Source organism: Photobacterium phosphoreum (assembly GCF_002954725.1).
GTDB lineage: Bacteria > Pseudomonadota > Gammaproteobacteria > Enterobacterales > Vibrionaceae > Photobacterium > Photobacterium phosphoreum.
The window spans coordinates 1,847,060-1,863,052 of the sequence record NZ_MSCQ01000001.1 but is presented as its reverse complement, the minus strand read 5'-3'; the positions used below and the strand labels follow the sequence as shown (position 1 = coordinate 1,863,052).

At 41.1% G+C, this 15,993-nt stretch carries 15 protein-coding genes; 8 read left to right on the top strand and 7 right to left on the bottom strand.

Features of this window, described 5'->3' with window-relative positions; translation table 11 throughout:
• Nucleotides 1-373 precede the first annotated feature (373 nt).
• From BTO21_RS08100 to menE, 5 genes are all read left to right on the top strand, one after another.
• The gene (locus BTO21_RS08100) at nt 374-1,708 is read left to right on the top strand and encodes an isochorismate synthase (RefSeq protein WP_045027696.1); all 1,335 of its coding nucleotides are present in this window, start codon (nt 374-376) and stop codon (nt 1,706-1,708) included.
• Entirely contained in the window at nt 1,705-3,438 is a 1,734-nt protein-coding gene (gene menD, locus BTO21_RS08095) for a 2-succinyl-5-enolpyruvyl-6-hydroxy-3-cyclohexene-1-carboxylic-acid synthase (protein ID WP_373455611.1), read from the top strand. Before BTO21_RS08100 ends, menD begins: the two co-directional genes overlap by 4 nt.
• Nucleotides 3,422-4,237, top strand: a complete 816-nt coding sequence (menH, locus tag BTO21_RS08090; RefSeq protein ID WP_045027698.1) for a 2-succinyl-6-hydroxy-2,4-cyclohexadiene-1-carboxylate synthase — start codon at nt 3,422-3,424, stop codon at nt 4,235-4,237. Before menD ends, menH begins: the two co-directional genes overlap by 17 nt.
• Nucleotides 4,238-4,317: 80 nt before the next feature.
• Nucleotides 4,318-5,292: an o-succinylbenzoate synthase gene (gene menC / locus BTO21_RS08085; protein ID WP_045027699.1), complete on the top strand. Its 975-nt coding sequence runs from the start codon at nt 4,318-4,320 to the stop codon at nt 5,290-5,292.
• Nucleotides 5,280-6,704, top strand: a complete 1,425-nt coding sequence (gene menE, locus BTO21_RS08080; RefSeq protein WP_045027701.1) for an o-succinylbenzoate--CoA ligase — start codon at nt 5,280-5,282, stop codon at nt 6,702-6,704. Before menC ends, menE begins: the two co-directional genes overlap by 13 nt.
• A 117-nt stretch (nt 6,705-6,821) precedes the next feature.
• On the opposite strand, the gene BTO21_RS08075 is transcribed toward menE, so the two are convergent.
• From BTO21_RS08075 to BTO21_RS08065, 3 genes are all read right to left on the bottom strand, one after another.
• Nucleotides 6,822-8,696 (bottom strand): MFS transporter, encoded by a 1,875-nt coding sequence (locus BTO21_RS08075; protein WP_045027702.1) that lies wholly within the window; start codon nt 8,694-8,696, stop codon nt 6,822-6,824.
• A gap of 18 nt (nt 8,697-8,714) precedes the next feature.
• Nucleotides 8,715-9,311 carry a TetR/AcrR family transcriptional regulator gene (locus BTO21_RS08070; protein WP_045027704.1) on the bottom strand — a complete coding sequence of 199 codons (597 nt, stop codon included), beginning with the start codon at nt 9,309-9,311 and terminating at the stop codon, nt 8,715-8,717.
• Between the two features lie 198 nt (nt 9,312-9,509).
• Complete coding sequence (locus BTO21_RS08065) at nt 9,510-9,914, bottom strand: NINE protein (protein WP_045027705.1); 405 nt, start codon at nt 9,912-9,914, stop codon at nt 9,510-9,512.
• 407 nt (nt 9,915-10,321) lie between these two features.
• Between BTO21_RS08065 and BTO21_RS08060 the strand changes: the two genes are divergently transcribed.
• Together BTO21_RS08060 and BTO21_RS08050 are read left to right on the top strand one after the other, a co-directional pair.
• Nucleotides 10,322-11,206 (top strand): Tim44 domain-containing protein, encoded by an 885-nt coding sequence (locus tag BTO21_RS08060; RefSeq protein WP_065193531.1) that lies wholly within the window; start codon nt 10,322-10,324, stop codon nt 11,204-11,206.
• A 281-nt stretch (nt 11,207-11,487) separates the two neighbouring features.
• Entirely contained in the window at nt 11,488-11,733 is a 246-nt protein-coding gene (locus BTO21_RS08050; protein ID WP_045027858.1) for a TIGR02647 family protein, read from the top strand.
• A gap of 31 nt (nt 11,734-11,764) precedes the next feature.
• On the opposite strand, the gene BTO21_RS08045 is transcribed toward BTO21_RS08050, so the two are convergent.
• Nucleotides 11,765-12,013 (bottom strand): YkgJ family cysteine cluster protein, encoded by a 249-nt coding sequence (locus tag BTO21_RS08045; protein ID WP_045027859.1) that lies wholly within the window; start codon nt 12,011-12,013, stop codon nt 11,765-11,767.
• Nucleotides 12,014-12,305: 292 nt separating this feature from the next.
• On the opposite strand from BTO21_RS08045, the gene BTO21_RS08040 reads away from it, so the two are divergent.
• Complete coding sequence (locus BTO21_RS08040) at nt 12,306-12,749, top strand: YcgN family cysteine cluster protein (RefSeq protein ID WP_082056796.1); 444 nt, start codon at nt 12,306-12,308, stop codon at nt 12,747-12,749.
• Between the two features lie 92 nt (nt 12,750-12,841).
• On the opposite strand, the gene BTO21_RS08035 is transcribed toward BTO21_RS08040, so the two are convergent.
• The 3 genes from BTO21_RS08035 to dusC form a co-directional block, all read right to left on the bottom strand.
• Nucleotides 12,842-13,825: an MBL fold metallo-hydrolase gene (locus BTO21_RS08035; RefSeq protein WP_045027710.1), complete on the bottom strand. Its 984-nt coding sequence runs from the start codon at nt 13,823-13,825 to the stop codon at nt 12,842-12,844.
• A gap of 193 nt (nt 13,826-14,018) precedes the next feature.
• Entirely contained in the window at nt 14,019-14,888 is an 870-nt protein-coding gene (gene ypfJ, locus BTO21_RS08030; RefSeq protein WP_045027711.1) for a KPN_02809 family neutral zinc metallopeptidase, read from the bottom strand.
• Between the two features lie 157 nt (nt 14,889-15,045).
• Complete coding sequence (dusC, locus tag BTO21_RS08025) at nt 15,046-15,990, bottom strand: tRNA dihydrouridine(16) synthase DusC (protein WP_045027713.1); 945 nt, start codon at nt 15,988-15,990, stop codon at nt 15,046-15,048.
• Nucleotides 15,991-15,993: the final 3 nt, after the last annotated feature.

The following is a 15,993-nucleotide window of genomic DNA, read 5'->3' as shown; positions in this document are numbered from 1 at the left end:
TATCTCCACAAATTACACTATAAAACTGGTTTAAAGGAACACCTTTTAGCACAATATTTGGAAAAACAGTGTTTTGTGTTATTTCAAACCCATCATGGCTGTTGTATCAACTACAGTTATCGTCAAGGTTTAGCTATTTGTGCTGAAATATCCTCAAAAGGAATGACGTTACTTCATTAGTCAGATGCTATTGAGTGAGGTAGAATACCCAGATCATTCTTCTTTGCTGATAATCAATGATTTGCCATGTTTGGTAACCGTTGAAAAAATGACTGTTTTTAGCAAAGAATCGAGTATGTCCATGATTGGCATATTTTTTATTTTTCAGCCAGGGATGAGCCGTATTGGTGATATTTAGCTGAGCGAGGTTATCTTGACTGCGTTACAACAAGCCGTTGAATTATTGGTTGCTAAGATTAAACAAGCAACAATAACAACACAACGATTAGTAGTGAAATTAGAACTATCTGCAAATACTGATTTAATTGATTGGATGGATGCCCAACCTTTATTTCCTAAATTTTATTGGCAATCTCGTGATTGTCGTGAGGAAGTGGTGGCGTTAGGGCAAATCAAAACGTTTACTGATCCGTTAATCGCTGAAAAAGTCATTGCTGACGATCAGCGCGTATGGGGTGGACGCTCTTTTGATGGTCACACTGATCGTAACCGTCGTTGTCTTTCATCTTTTTTCTTTTTGCCATTACTTGAAATTATTCGTTTAGATGGTGAATGGCATCTTGCCGCTAATATGAGTGATGATAAACCACGCATGTTAACGATGCTGCAAAAAATCGCCACCAATCCTGAAGTAGTAACAGATATTGATAGTCGAATATTAAGCCGTAGTTATAGCCCTGATTTTGCTGGTTGGTCAACCATGATTGAGCAAGCGTTAACGGGGATTGCGAATGATGAATTTGAAAAAGTGGTGTTAGCTCGACGGACAACATTACAACTGGATCATCCGGTATTACCCGCGCAATTACTAAAGGCTAGCCGAGCAAGTAACAGTAATAGTTTCCATTTTCTGATGGCACTTGATGCTGAGCATTGTTTTGTGGGATCAACCCCTGAACGGTTATTTCAGCGCCATGATCGCGCACTACAAACAGAAGCTCTTGCTGGTACTATTGGACGTGGAGCTGATAATCAAGAAGATCAGCAATTAGCTGAATGGCTGTTAGCTGATACTAAAAATGGCTATGAAAATAGATTAGTGGTTGATGACATCGTGGGACGTTTAGTACCGCAATGTGAATCAATGAATGTTTCACCGGTGCCGGAGTTAGTACGGTTACGTAAAGTGCAACATTTAAAACGCAGCATTGATGGTCAACTCAATGATGCTGTGTTTAGTGCTAATTTGCTTGATAGTTTGCAACCTACGGCTGCGATTGCAGGTTTACCCCGTGATGCAGCGTTAAACTTTATTGCAGAGCATGAACCGTTTGCCCGTGGTTGGTATAGCGGTGCTGTCGGTTATATAGGTCAAAAGCACAGTGAATTCTGTGTGGCGATCCGTAGTGCGATGATTAGCGGTGATGATTTACATTTATTTGCTGGCGCTGGCATTGTGCCGGGGTCAGTAGCTGATAGCGAATGGAAAGAGCTTGATCGTAAAACATCAACCTTATGTAGTTTATTTGAGCAACCTTGTTTTGATGACGGTACAGTTATGGATAATATGGGATATAAAAGCGCATGATGCAGCCATCATTAACGACTAGCCACTCATACCGTGCGGCACTAAATGGTTGCTGGGCAAGTTTAATGCTTGAGGAGTTAATGAGACTTGGAGTGCAACATGTTTGTATTGCACCGGGATCTCGTTCAACGCCGTTAACATTAGCAGCGGCAAAATTAACCCAGCTGACGATTCATACGCATTTTGATGAACGTGGGTTAGGCTTTTTAGCATTAGGGTTAGCCAAAGCAACGCAATCTCCCGTTGCCGTGATTGTGACTTCGGGTACCGCTGTGGCGAATTTATTACCTGCAGTTGCTGAAACGGGGTTAACTGGTGAAAAACTAGTACTATTAACTTCTGATCGTCCCGCTGAATTAATTCAATGTGGTGCCAACCAAGCGATTCGGCAGCATGGTATTTTTTCTGATCATGTTAATCATTTTTTAGATGTACCAAGCCCAAGTTTGGATATTAGCCCTAATTGGTTATTGTGCGCTATTGATGATGTGATGCAGCAACAGCAATTACGTGGTGGGTCGGTGCATTTTAATTGCCATTACCCTGAGCCATTATATGGCGATGATGTCGATTTTAGCGATTATCTACTCCCTGTCGCTGAGTGGATGCAGGATCATACGCCGCATTGTCAGCATCAAGCGTTACTGTCTTCAGCAACTGCAACAATTGACCCTGTACAGTGGCAAGCATTGTGTACCCAGAAAGGGGTGATAGTGGCGGGTCGACTCGCGGCTAATGAACTTTATGCGGTGCAACAATTAGCGACTGCGTTGGGGTGGCCATTGCTGGTGGATCCTCAAGCAGGTGGCAGCAGTGATTTTGCAGGTTTTGATGGGTGGTTACAAAATGCGGCCTGCCAGCATCACCTTCAACAAGCGCAAGTGCTACTACAATTTGGTGGTCGCTTAGTTTCAAAACGGTTATTACAGCTCATTGGTAGCCAAACGTGGCAGTCTTTTTTATTGATTGATCCGCTAGCGGGTCGATTAGATCCCAATCATCGTCGTAGTCAACGTATTCAAGCCAATATTGAAGTATGGGCGCACGCAGCGTTGGCATTAACCACTGAATCTCTACATTCACAATGGGCATTGCCGTTGGTTGCTGCCTCACAGCGTTATTTTGACATTGTCACAGCACACAGCACACACTTTTCTGAATTGGGCTTAGCGGCGCAGGTGATGAATTGGATAGCACCATCAACAGAATTATTTTTGGGTAATAGCATGATTGTCCGATTACTGGATATGTGTGCTCAATTACCATCAACGGCAACATTTGCTAACCGTGGCGCATCGGGTATTGATGGTTTAATCGCGACGACAGCAGGTGTGCAACGGGCTCGAAAAGCGCCTTTAGTGTGTTTGATTGGTGATACTTCGCTACTTTATGATCTCAATTCATTATCTTTATTAAATCAACATCAATATCCGATTGTTATTATTGTAACCAATAATGATGGCGGTGGTATTTTTGACATGCTGCCGGTGCCTGATCAGCAAAAAGATGATTTCTATCGCATGCCACATGGGTTTGAATTTAGTCATGCTGCGGCGATGTTTGGTTTACATTATTGTGCGCCAACATCATTAATTGCGGCTGAAACAGCGATTCGTGAGGGGCAATTACAAGCAGGTACAACACTCGTTGAAATCAAAACGCCAGCCGGTGAAGCTGGGGAAATGCTAAAAGTGTTATTTGCTGAGGTCGAGCATGCTACTTTATTCTGAAACCTTTGGGGTTAAAGCCAATGCTTCCCAGCCTACATTAGTCTTTCTACATGGTTTATTAGGTAATGGTCGTGATTGGCGATATGTGATTAGCCAACTTGCGGCTACTCAGCAATGTATTACCATCGATTTGCCAGGACATGGGTTAAGTGCGTTTGTTGATGCTGAAATAACCACCGATGCATTTGATGGCGGCTTTGCTGCTATTCATCAAGCGTTGATGGCAACGTTAAAACAACGTGGCGTTAATGATTATGTGCTGATTGGTTATTCGATGGGCGCACGTTTAGCGATGTACCATGCGTGTACCTTGGCGACGCACTCAACAGCAACAACGGATTCACCGCGATTAATTAACGTGTTGCTTGAAGGTGGGCATTTTGGTTTACCGGTTGCTGAACGTGAGTCTCGCTATCAACATGATCAGCGTTGGGCGGCACGATTTGCACAACAGCCATTGGTTGATGTATTACAAGATTGGTATCAACAACCTGTTTTTGCATCACTGACAGTAGATCAACGACAGGCTTTAGTGGCTAAACGGAGTGATAATTTAGGCTCTGGGATTGCGAAAATGATGCTCGCAACGTCACTCGCTAAACAGCCACAATTATTGCCACAATTACAACAGCTTTCTATACCCATCCATTATCTTTGTGGTGAGCATGATAGTAAATTTTGCCAATTAGCATCTGCTTGTGGCTTAAATATCACGGTTATAGATAATGCAGGTCATAATATTCATATTGAACAACCTGTTGCTTTTACAACGGCATTATTAAGCTTTATTGATTCATAATCTCGTTAAAGCGAGAGCGACTTTGTTTTTGGCTAGAGGATTTAGTTAATACGTCTCTGGCATCATATAAGGGAAATTCAATGCGTAGCGCTAAGTTATTTCAATACCAACTTCCAATGGATTCTGGGGTTATTTTACGTGATCAACGGTTGATTACGCGTGAAGGTTGGGTGATTGAGTTATGCCAAGATCAACAACGGGCTTATGGTGAAATTGCGCCATTACCAGAATTTAGTGTTGAGACTGCAACGGAAGCTGGCGAGCAAGCACAACAGTTACTTTCGCAATGGGTCGCTGGTGAGACATTAGATCTTGATGTTGCTTTGCCATCGGTTGCGTTTGGTATTAGCTGTGCATTAGCAGAGTTAGCGGCTGAACTTCCCGCTACAGGTAATTATTTGGTAGCGCCATTATGTTCAGGGGATCCTGATGATTTGGTGGTACGTTTGAACCAAATGCCGGGTGAGAAAGTGGCTAAGATCAAAGTCGGTATGTATGAAGCCGTCCGTGACGGTATCGTTGCCAATATGCTTCTTGAAGCCATTCCCGATATGCAATTACGACTCGATGCTAATCGTCAATGGACACCACTTAAAGCACAACAATTTGCTAAATATATTCGACCTGAACATCGCAGTGGCATTGCTTTTCTAGAAGAGCCGTGTCGTGAACCGAGTGACAGTTTGGCGTTTGCACAACAAACTGGAATTAATATTGCTTGGGATGAAACAGTACGCGATGCTGGGTTTGAAGTAAAAGCCGAGCCAGGTGTTGCAGCGATAATCATTAAACCGACCTTGATAGGTTCGCTTGAGCGTTGTATTTCATTGATTGAGCAAGCACATGCTGCTGGACTCATTGCAGTGATCAGTTCAAGTATTGAATCAAGTCTGGGTTTAAATCAGTTAGCACGCTTAGCGCAATGGCAAACTCCGAATGTGATCCCGGGGTTGGATACCATGCAATTATTTCAAGCGCAATTAATGCAGTCATGGCCTGGTTGTGAACTGCCGGTGATCCCTTTATCTGAATTAGACGTGGTATGGCAAAAATAAAAGCAGCATTTCAGATGTGGCCTTGGCAATATTGGGCTGAGCAACGACCAACAGAAATTGCGATTGCATTAGGTGATGTTAATGCAGGCGCTGTGACATGGAATTGGATTGAAGTTGCCGCCAATATTGAAAAATATGCTCAACGGTTGGTTGCTCAAGGGGTAAAACGTGATCAATTAGTTGCCGTGGTTGCACCAAATAGTATCGACGTGTTGTGGCTGTTATTAGCCATTATTCGTGTTGGTGCCCGTTATGTTGGCCTTAATCCTAAGTTGCCACCCAAGGCGTTAATGGAGCAATTAACGGTATTGGGAAATGATCACATTTGGTGTCCAGAGATAGATGCAGCTGAGTCATTGCCCGGATCGACGTTATCTTTGATCCCTGCGATGACGTCTGAACGTATTATTCCTGTGATGTGGCAGGAACACCGTCCTGTTTCGCTAACATTAACATCAGGCTCTACTGGTTCTCCTAAAGCAGTTGTGCATCATGCGCAATCACATTTAGCCAGTGCCCGTGGGTTATTAAAGCAAATGACGTTTACCGCTGATGATAGTTGGCTATTGTCGTTACCGTTATTCCATATTTCGGGATTAGCGATTGTTTGGCGGTGGTTATACCGTGGTGCAAGAATTGTTGTTGTGGAGCCAAAATTACACCAACAAGCCTTACAGTGGGTGAGTCATGCATCATTGGTTCCGACGCAGTTACAACGCTTCCTTGATTCTGAATATGCACAGCAACATCAATTACAACAGGTATTATTAGGTGGTGCGACGATCCCTGTGAGTTTAACCACTGCGGCTGAACAAGCCGGGATTGAATGTTGGAATGGTTATGGGATGACAGAGATGGCATCAACCATAACCGTTAAACGTGCGAATAGTAGTGCTGGCGTCGGTACTGTTTTGCCACATCGTGAGCTTATTTTACGCGATGGTGAAATTTGGGTACGTGGTAATGTGCTATGTCTGGGATATTACCGCAATAAGACTATTTTCTCGTTATTGGGATGTAATGACGATGATGATTGGTTTGCCACCAAAGATGTAGGTGAGTGGCATGATGACGAATTATTTATTCGTGGTCGAGCCGATAATATGTTTATTTCTGGTGGTGAAAATGTGCAGCCAGAAGATATTGAGCAGGTATTATTACAACATTCGGCGGTTAACCAAGTGATTGTGCTACCTGTGGCTGATCATGATTTTGGTGCCAGGCCCGTAGCGATATTAACCACAGCTCAGCCGTTAGATAATTATCTGATGGATGAGTTAATTACTTATATGTCGCAAAATGTGGCACCTCATAAGCGACCTGTGCGTTATCTTGCATTACCAGAAAGCTTTACGCAAAGTGTGAAAATATCACGGTCAGAGTTGGCACAGTGGTTAGCGTTACAAGTATAAAAACAATACGGATATTTACGAAGAGGCGAAGCATAATAGCTTCGCCTTTTTATTATTTATCTAGTATTCGTCTAGTATTATTAACCTGTAGTTAAGCGAGGATAAGCCGCGTTATCACTAGCGATTATCACCACGTAAGTCGATGACTTGTTGGCGTAGTAACTGGCTATTGGTTTCCTCAGATGATACACATTCCCCCGCGATAATCGTTACTTTTGACCAAAAACGTTTAGGCCATTTCAGTAATGCATGCCCACCTTCACGGCTAAAGTAACTGCCCCATAAACCTTGTAAAGCAATGGGAATAACGTCAACTTTTGAACGTTTAATGATTAAGTCAATACCGCGCATAAAGGGTGCGATTTCGCCATCTTGGGTTAAGTGACCTTCAGGAAATACACATACAATATCGCCATCTTCTAAATATGTCGCTACTTGAGCAAAGGCTGTTCGTACTGATTTACGATCATTGGCATCAACGGGGATCGCTTTGCATGCACGACAAAAGGCATTGATAACAGGGAGATTATAAATGTCTTTATCCATTAAAAAACGGATCGGACGAGGGCAAGCACCTGCTAATAGTAGCGCATCCATATAACTGACGTGATTACAGACTAATAATGTGCCGCCATGTTGAGGAAGATTGTTGAGATTATGGTGGCGGACGCGATACATGGTATGAGTGACAACCCAAACCACGAAACGCCAGAAAAAATCAGGGGCTTGGAAATAAATATAAACCAACACAAGGCTATTTAATCCGGCCAGTAATAGAAAAAACTGTGGAATGGAAAGTTGCAATAAAGACAGGCACACAATCGCAACAATGGCACTAATCACCATAAAGACCGCATTCCAAATATTATTAGCCGCAATAATTTGAGCGCGCTGATCTTCTTGGGCGCGTTGTTGCATTAAGGTATATAACGGCACGATGAAAATACCGCCAGCAACCCCAAGTAATAATAATGAGATAAAGACCGGCCATAATAACGGTTGGGCAATGAATGTCATGATCGAGTCGCTTACTGGCATAACCGTGGGTGTCATGGCGTATAAGCCAAACCCAAACAGACTAATACCAAAGCAGCCAATGGGTACGATACCTGGATCAATACGATGCTGTGATAAGCGGTCACAGAGCATTGAACCAATGGCGATACCGATTGAGAATAAGGTTAATAAAAACGAGACGGATGAGGCTTGGCCGCCTAAATTACCGCGAGCAAAGTTAGGGAATTGGGTTAAGTAACACGCGCCAAGAAACCAAAACCAACTAATGCCAATAATACATTGGAAAATGATTTTATCTTGTTGGGCTATTTTCATGGTGTGGCGAGTTTGCTGCCATGGACGCCAATGAAATTTAACATGAGGTTGGCTTGGTGGTGCAGGTGGAATTGCCAGTGAAGTCACATAGCCTAAAATCGCAAAGATAATCACACTAGCGGCAGCAATGTAACGGCTATTGTCACTGTTAGCGATAACGCCAGCAATAATAGTACCGAGTAAAATAGCTAAAAATGTTCCAGTTTCAACTAATGCATTACCTGAGATTAATTCGTCTTTTTTAAGGTGTTGCGGTAATAGCGCATATTTAGCCGGTCCAAAAAATGCAGATTGGGTGCCCATTAAAAACAGTAAAAAAAGTAATGATAAATAGCTTTGGTAAATAAAGGCCACTGCGGCGCCACACATTATGATCACTTCTGCCAATTTAACCATGCGCATGATTTTGGCTTTATCATAAATATCTGCCAGTATGCCAGCAGAGGCTGAAAATAAGAAAAAGGGCAGAATAAAGAGTCCTGCCGCTAAATTAATTAATAGATCAGCATTAAGCGGCAGCGTGTGTACGGAGGCATAAGCAATAAAAATAAGCAGAATGTTTTTATAAACATTATCGTTAAATGCCCCTAAAGCCTGTGTGAGAAAATAAGGTAAAAACCGACGTTTAGTTAACAGGTTTGATTGAGGCTTAGGGGACATTCTGCTGTTCTCGTTAAATTATTTATGCCATGAATTTAAGTAGGTATCTAATAAATTATTGATCAGCGCTTTACCATCTACTGGGCTTGAAGTGAATAATTTATCATCGACGGTGAGTAAGGTTATACCATGGACACCCGCCCAAATAACACGACTTGCTTCAAGGACTTGTTTGTCACTCATATCACTATTAATTTGACCAATTAACGCTTCTAGCATACCCGTCATATTATCAATACGATCGGTTTGCCACTCGGGAAGATCTTCACCATTCATCGTATGTTGGAAAATTAACTGCCAACGATAAGGGTGGGCTGTTGCGAAGTTAAGATAGCAGAAAGCAAGGTTACGTAATGCTTGTTGCGAAGAGGTTGAATCACGTACACAAAGCTCAGCTTGTTGGAATAATTCATCCAGTGTTTGAGCGACAGCATGAAGGAGTAAGAGATTATAGTTACCAAACACATTAACTAAAGTACTGGGTACATAGCCAATCATTGCAGCTACTTTACGTAAGCTCAATTCATGATGCGGATGTTGATCGAGAAAGTTTTTTACTTGCTCAAGCGTCATACTTACCAATTCTTCGCGAGTGTGGTCATTTCTTCTTGCCATGGAGTTATACTCTTTAAATATGTTTGCAATTGTTATAATTAGCCTAGCGGAAGGCTGCTTTTTTTATTATTTTAATCATATTCGTCCGTGAGACATTATGTGCAATACAAATCGGACATAACGCAAATATTATGGCATTGATATAGCCCGAAGAGGCGATAGCATATACGCCATAATATGAATTCCAGAATTTATCAGTTACGCGTTTCGTTTCTTGGTGTTTTCCAATGATACTTGATCATTCAGTGTCCAAAAATCGATGAGAATACCGATAAGGAAGAAACCAAACGTACATAAATAAAGGATGCCCGTGAGCCATTTCCCCATATACATACGGTGAACACCAAATACACCAAGGAAAGTCAGTAGTAGCCAAGCAATATTATAATCGATTTCACCACTAGCGAAACGTAAGTCAGATTCACGGTTCATTGATGGGATCAAAAAGAAATCAATTAACCAGCCAATGCCACATAAACCTAATGTCAAAAACCAAATAGTGCCTGTTACTGGTTTACCGTAATAAAAGCGGTGAGCGCCGGTAAAACCAAAAATCCACAATAGATAACCCACAAATTTACTGTGTGTATTATTCTCTTGCATAGATATCTCCATGGGGAAAAATGATAATAATCAAGGAAAGCACTACCTTTAGCGACTATTGTGTACTTTCACTGACATGATAAAAAACAGTATATAATAATAAACGTTTACTGCGGATAATATATGGAAGGATATTGGAATTTTCACCTTTTAGGTTGTATTAGTTCAATTTATTGCACATAAGTATGCATATTAAAGCTATTTATGTTTAATTATATAAAGAATCACAACAGGTGTAGCCTATATTATTGGTCATATATGTCTGATTGTTATGTTTTTAATTTATTCATCTTAAGACGTTTAGCGAATGTTAAACATTAGTAACAATTTTGATGAGTGATTAAATTGACATTCTCTAGCGAATAGCTACGATGCTTAAAGTTAATGACGAAGGTATATCGATTATCATGAAACGTTTTTTTACCGTATTTGCTCTTATTGTGGCGGTGTCTTTTACAGCACCACATGCTGAAGCAAAAAAATTCGGTGGTGGTAAGTCGTTTGGTAAAAGCTTTAAAACCGCTCCGGTTCGTAAGCAGCAACCACAACAGACTGATACCATCCGTAAACAAAATCCAACCGCAGCATCATCAGCGAAAAAAGGTCTAATGGGGGGTCTGTTAGGTGGTCTTCTTGCTGGTGGTTTGTTAGCTGCTTTCTTTGGTGGTGCATTTGATGGTATCCAGTTTATGGATATTCTTATCATTGGTGTGATTGCTTTTGTATTGTTTAAGATCTTTAAAGCAATGCGTGCGAATAAAGGGACTCCGATGGGGCACCGAGAGTCTTATGCGGGCAATTCTCCGCGTCAGTCTCAGCAGCAACAACAACAGAAACAACAACAACAGCAACAGTTTCGTCAAGGTGCAGCACAACAACAGTCGTCTGGTTATGAATCAACCGATAGCGAAGTGCCGTTTAACCTGCCGCCAAACTTCAATATGAATACATTTTTAAATGGTTCTCGTGATCATTACCGTGTTATTCAGGGCGCATGGAATCATAACGAATTAGAAAAAATTCGTGAATATGTATCACCAGCGTTGATGGCAGATTTAACTGCTGAGCGTGCGAAACTGTCAGGTGAGCAACACACTGAAGTGATGTACGTTGATGCTGAATTGGTACGTGCTGATCACGACGCAAATATGGCACAGTTAAGTATTAAGTTCAGTGGCCGTTATAAAGATAGCGCTGAAGGCGTAGAAGAAGACATTACTGATGTGTGGCATTTAGAGCGTGATTTACGCAAACCTAATGCACCATGGTTAATTGTTGGTATTCAATCGTAATTGTAATTTATTGCAATCAAAAAACCGCTAACAGCAAAAGATTTCATATTATATGTTGTCTTTTCTAAGCGGTTTTTTTATATCCCTCAATAACTTGGGTTGTTTTTTGTACAGTTATGAAAGTGAATGACTGATAGATATTCGATTTTTTGACGTGGATCTCATATTGATAGAGAAAGATCTTCAGATATTGATCTCTGCACCTAGTTTTATTACCAACAAACGCTAATATTAATATTAGATTATTTATCCCACTGGGATTTTCCATGAAAGAGGTGACTATGCCGTACACTCCCGATATCGTTGATGAAATGAATCTACTGGTAAAATTCCCTATGCATAGCAATATGGAAGGCATTAAGGTTCATAGCGATGCAAGTCCAACCGTTATCTCTGCAGCACAGCGTTTGTATGCGAAAGGATTAGTGACTGAAGAGGATGGGGGATATTTGACATATTCTGGCCATCAAGTTGTAGAAAATGCCAAAAATGCATTACGTATTCTTACTGGCGCGGCAAAAGAATAACGTTATCTTTCAATGACGAACTGTAAAATGATTACGTCATTTGCTCAAGTTCGGTAATAATTGTTAAGGCTTGCTCGTTGGTATTACCACAAATATCAGAGCAAGCTTTAAAATGATGGCATACCGCGGGGCGTTCAGGCTTACCAAATAATTGGCATAAATTGTTTTCATTAAGTTGAATACAGCGAACACCTGCAGGCTTACCGTTAACCATTCCTGGAATGGATGATGATATACTCGGGGCAATACAACATGCTCCACAACCTAAACGACATTCCATCATACTTCTCTCTTTCTGCTTTACAAATCGGCTGCGCAAATTACCATTGTTAACCCTAAAAGCCAAATGACTTAGTGACTTTCTCCTGAGTGATTATTTACAGAGTGCGCATTTATTCCTAAGCTAAATGATAATAGCTATTATTTCCATCGCTATTGGTGATTAATAGGTATTTTTAATTTGCAGTTTACCGTATTGATCGCTATAAAAACTGCCTGCTTTATTTTTTGATAAGCTCATTCATTATTGTGGCGTATTGAACGACACAAATAACAATACTGGTGTAAGTATCATGACCCATTTTTGGCAACAGAAAGACTTAACGACAATGACAGATCAAGAGTGGGAATCACTTTGTGATGGCTGTGGAAAATGTTGTCTACATAAGTTAATTGATGATGATACTGATGATATCTATTACACCAATGTCGCGTGTAGTTTACTCGATAACAAAACGTGTTCATGTAAAGACTATCCTAACCGGTTTGAATCTGGCGAAGAGTGTCTTAAGTTAACCCGTGAACGGATCGAAGAGTTTGCATGGTTACCTGAAACCTGTGCTTATCGTTTATTAGCGGAGGGTAAGCCGTTACCTGAGTGGCATCCTTTGCTCACTGGCTCTAAAGAGGCAATGCACAAAGCAGATGAATCTGTACGTAATAAAATTGTGTATGAAATTGATGTTATAGATTGGGAGGATCACATTCTGAATCACCCTAATCGTATTAGTGAATAATGCCGCGTAAATAAACCCGCTATGGCTGAATAAATAACGCCCCCGTGACTGAGACAGTGACGGGGGCGTTTTTATAGGAAAGTCTTAAGGTGTTATAAGCTAAAACGTTCACCTTGTACGGGAAAGTGGAATGTGACTCCTAAGGTATTACCGGCATTAAGTTGTTGTTGGATGACAGTGAGCGGATTTGTCTTTTTAAGTAAACTGTATTTAATATGGGTGATCACTATCGGCAATCCAGTTAAAGCACCTTTACCGCCAGCTTTATATTCTAGTAAGGCGAGTTCTTCTAACAGTAGTTTTGGCGTTAAATGACCATACAAAGAGCGCTCGGGAACATCATTGGTGAAAGAGGTTTCAATCATGATCCCCTTTAATTGTTTGTTTTTAATGTAAGGCGCTAATGTAGACCATAAATTATTGAGTTGGTCGCTTTGTTCTACGCTGTCAGCTCCGGTATCACCGAGATAAACCATGACTTGTTTTTGATTGTTTTTGATAATAAATGCCGATGACTCAATACCAGCATGGCTTAATGGTAGTGCTTTGGCTTGTAAATGGGTGTCTTTAATTAATAACCACTTTTGAGGTGATAAATCATGATATTGATATTTACCTAATTGATAACCTTGACCGCTACTACCAAAATTGGGCCAAGCACGCCAGTTAAAATAGGTTTCTGAAATGATTTCAGTGACTGACGGTAAGCCATATATTGGTTTATTACTGTCATCGGGCGAGGCTATTATCATTCCAGCAAGGTGATCAAGGTGAGCGTGACTAATGAAATAACCTTTGATTTTTTCACGCAGAATATAGCCGACTTTGGTATACGGCGAGTTTTTAGGGACATCAATATCTTGAAATGCTTGTTTTTGTTCGGCAGCAATCAGACCGTTAACCACGGTTCCTGCCTCAAGAGTAATATAATTATTGTCGAGGCTATCTTTGATGAGAAATGCGGTTAGATTACCATCTTGAATACCTCCCTTACTGCCTAACGTAATGATATCAAAGCCAGCTTGAGCATAAGCTGAAAAAGAACACAGTAAGATAAAAAGACTTTTTTTGAACATTCTATTTTCCCTATAGAAATAACAGCAACTTCGTTCATGTTTGATTAAGCTGTTGTTATAGCGGATTGTTGCGATAGAGAAAAAGTATAATTGTAAAAAATTGTTACATTATATAGATAATAGAACGAAAAAACGGATTTGTGGTTACTGTATGATCAGTGGTTATTCGTTTCGTTATTAGTGAATGACTCAATTATGGTCGGGCAAACGTATCACAACTACTTGGGTCACCAGATTTAAAGCCTTTTTGAAACCATGTAATACGCTGTTGTGAACTGCCATGAGTAAATGCATCGGGTTGTACTGCTTGTCCTGCCATTTTTTGTAATCGATCGTCACCCACAGCACTTGCGGCATTGATACCTTCTTCAAGATCTCCCGCATCCAGCATTCCTTGTTGGTTAACGTAATAGCCCCAGACTCCAGCATAGCAATCAGCTTGAAGCTCTAATTTTACACTGAGCAGATTGGCAGTGACTTTATCGCTACGTTGTTGTAGTTGAGAGACTTTATCACTGGTACCCAATAGTTTTTGAACATGGTGACCCACTTCATGTGCAATCACATAGGCAAAGGCAAAATCACCAGAGGCACCTAATTTATTTAATTCATTAATAAAGCCAAGATCAAGGTAGATTTTTTGATCAGCAGGGCAATAAAAAGGTCCTGTTTGCGCCGATCCTGTACCACAACCCGTATGGGTAACATTGTTATATAAAACTAATGTTGGTGGTTGGTATTTCCCTGCCAGTTGCTTGTTCCAAACACTTTCTGTTGATCCCAGAATCGCAGCAACAAACTGCTTGTTTTCATCATTTAACTGCACTGATGCTGTTTTCGGTGAGTGTGATTGTTGAATACCAACAGAATTACTACCACCAGTAAAATATTGGTAGGCAAAGAATAGCCCAGCCATTACTAATACTATTCGTCCTATTTTACTGCGCATTAGTAAGGGCACTAAGCGTAATAACCCAGCAACAGGAGGGGTATTTGCTTGAGTCGGGCTGTCGCCACGTCGATCTTCAATATTTGAGCTTTGGCGGGAGTTCTTCCAACGCATTATCAATCCTTTATTGTTATAGATAGCTGATTAAATAATGGCTCAAAAATGTGTACTAGTGGAAGTTTTTCTTAATTAGGGGGAATACGAGGGTTTGTTAGTTGCCTAATGGACTCCCCTAACATTATGATTAACAAAGGGGAGTGACTGGTAGTCGTTATAATTGCTGTTGTGCTTGTTCTAATCGTTCAATAATTGGCGCTGCTTTTTTGAGACAGCGAATATCAGTAAATAACTCTTTAGCTTGTGGGTATTGATGGCGCAGATAAGCAAACCATTGTTTAACCCGATTTGGGTAATATAAGCCTTTATCACCTTTGATCTCAAATTGAGAATAGGTTAATAGCAGCGCTAATACTTGTTCCCATGTCATAGGGGCTTGGTTATGTTTAACCACATTACCTAAGTTGGGTAAGTTTAATGCGCCGCGACACACCATTAAGGCATCAGTATTGGTTGCGGCTAAACAGGCTTGACCATCAGCATGGTTCCACACTTCACCATTGGCAATAATCGGTAATTTTACATGCTGGCGAAGCTGGCGAATGTAATCCCATTTGATGGTTTCTGCTTTATAACCATCGTCTTTTGTACGCGCATGAATAACCATTTCATCAGCACCTGCTTGAGCAATGGCATCGGCAATTTCAAAACACTGCTGTGGATCATCCCAGCCTAAACGTACTTTTGCCGTCACGGGTTTAGTTGGATTGACCGCGTCTCGTGTCGCTTTCACAATTTGATAGATTAATTCCGGCTCTTTAAGTAACACCGCACCACCGCGACTTTTATTGACCGCTTTGGCGGGACAACCAAAGTTAATGTCGATCCCTGCTGAACCAAGGTTACAAGCACGATGGGCATTTTCAGCCATCCATTGTGGGTATTGACCTAATAATTGGACGCGGACGGGCGTGCCGGAGCGTGTTTTTCCACCTTGGTGTAATTCAGGACATAAACGATAGAAAACACTATTAGGTAGTAGGCTATCAATGATACGTACAAATTCAGTTACGCAAAGATCGTAGTCATTAATTTCGGTTAGCATCTCGCGCATTAGATGATCTAATACGCCTTCCATCGGGCCTAAAATAACTCGCATAGG